This is a genomic window from Alcanivorax sp. HI0044 (assembly GCF_001634945.1).
This window is the reverse complement of record NZ_LWEZ01000137.1, coordinates 1-1,696: the sequence shown is the minus strand read 5'-3', so window position 1 is coordinate 1,696 and position 1,696 is coordinate 1. Positions and strand designations below refer to the sequence as shown.

Genomic DNA, 1,696 nt, shown 5'->3' with positions numbered 1-1,696 from the left:
GTTCGCAACAACAGAATGAGGCCATGGCCGCCCTGCAAACTGTCCGCGACTGTTTGCGTTTCGGCGAAAGCATGCTGCGCAGTGGCGGGGTGTTCTTTGGCCACGGTAACGATGACCCCTGGGATGAAGCCCTGGCGCTGTTGATGCATCAGCTGGCGTTGCCTCTACAGAGTGACCCTCGGATTCTCGATGCCCGTTTGCTGCCCTCTGAAATCAGTGGGTATGTGAGTCAACTGGTTAAGCGGGTGAATGATCGTGTCCCGGTTCCTTATCTGACCCATGAAGCCTGGTTTTGCGGCCTGCCGTTCTATGTGGATGAGCGGGTGCTGATACCGCGTTCGCCGCTGGCCGAGCTGATTGAGCAGTCCTTTACGCCCTGGGTCGATCCTGAGCGAGTGCATCGGGTGCTGGATTTATGCACCGGTAGTGGCTGTATCGCGATTGCCTGTGCCTACGCGTTTGAGCATGCGCAGGTGGATGGCAGTGATATCAGTGCCGAGGCCCTGGCCGTGTGTGAGGAAAACATCCAGCGTCATGGGCTTGGCGAACAGGTGCGGGCGCTACAATCCGATGGGCTGGCCGCGGTGGATGGCCCCTATGACCTGATTGTCTCCAACCCGCCCTATGTGGATGCCCAGGATATGGCGAATCTGCCAGATGAGTACCGCCATGAGCCGGAGCTGGCGCTGGCGTCTGGAGATGACGGTCTCGACTTCACGCGCCAGCTGTTACTGGATGCACCGGATCGGCTCACTGAAGACGGTGTGCTGATTGTGGAAGTGGGCAACAGTTGGGAGGCCATGCTGGCGGCTTGGCCCCAGGTGCCGTTTTTCTGGTTCGAATTCGAGCGCGGCGGGCATGGGGTGTTCATGCTTACCCGCGCACAGCTGCTAGAATACCGTGATGACCTGCTGGCTCATTGAGGCAGCCTTGCTGAAGAGCACCTTGTCAGCTTAAAGCGATTTAACGGGTTTTCGTGGCAGAGCATTGATTTCAATAATTTTTTAAGAGGGGCAGCATGTCCGGTAACAGTTTCGGTGAGCGTTTTCGCATTACCACCTTCGGTGAAAGTCATGGCCCCGCCCTGGGCGCTATCGTGGACGGTTGCCCCCCAGGCCTGGAAATCAGTGAAGCGGACCTGCAGGTTGAGCTGGACCGCCGTAAGCCGGGTACCAGCCGTTATACCACCCAGCGGCGCGAGCCGGATCAGGTAAAAATCCTCTCCGGGGTGTTCGAAGGCAAGACCACCGGCACGTCCATTGGCTTGCTGATTGAGAATACCGACCAGAAATCCAAGGATTACTCCAACATCGCCGGCACGTTCNGGCCTGGCCATGCGGATTACACCTACACCCAGAAATACGGTTTCCGTGATTATCGCGGCGGCGGACGTTCCTCTGCCCGGGAAACGGCCATGCGCGTGGCCGGCGGCGCCATTGCCCGCAAATTCCTGGAGCAGCGCCTGGGCATTCGTATCTATGGTGGCTGCACCCGGATTGGTGATGTGAAGGCCGAGTCCTGTGACTGGTCGGCGGTGAACAACAATCCGTTCTTCTTCCCGGATGAGAGCAAGGTGCCGGCCCTGGAAGACCTGATCAATGCACTGCGCAAAGACGGCTCTTCCATCGGTGCCCGCGTGGAAGTGTTTGCCGACGGTGTGCCGCCCGGTTGGGGCGAGCCGGTTTTTGATCGCATT

The 1,696-nt window shown here is 58.8% G+C and carries 2 protein-coding genes; both read left to right on the top strand.

The window, feature by feature from the left end:
• A partial coding sequence (gene prmB / locus A3730_RS01720; RefSeq protein ID WP_197477220.1) for a 50S ribosomal protein L3 N(5)-glutamine methyltransferase occupies positions 1-923 on the top strand: 923 nt, incomplete at its 5' end.
• 95 nt (positions 924-1,018) lie between these two features.
• A partial coding sequence (gene aroC, locus A3730_RS01715) for a chorismate synthase (RefSeq protein WP_063537339.1) occupies positions 1,019-1,696 on the top strand: 678 nt, incomplete at its 3' end.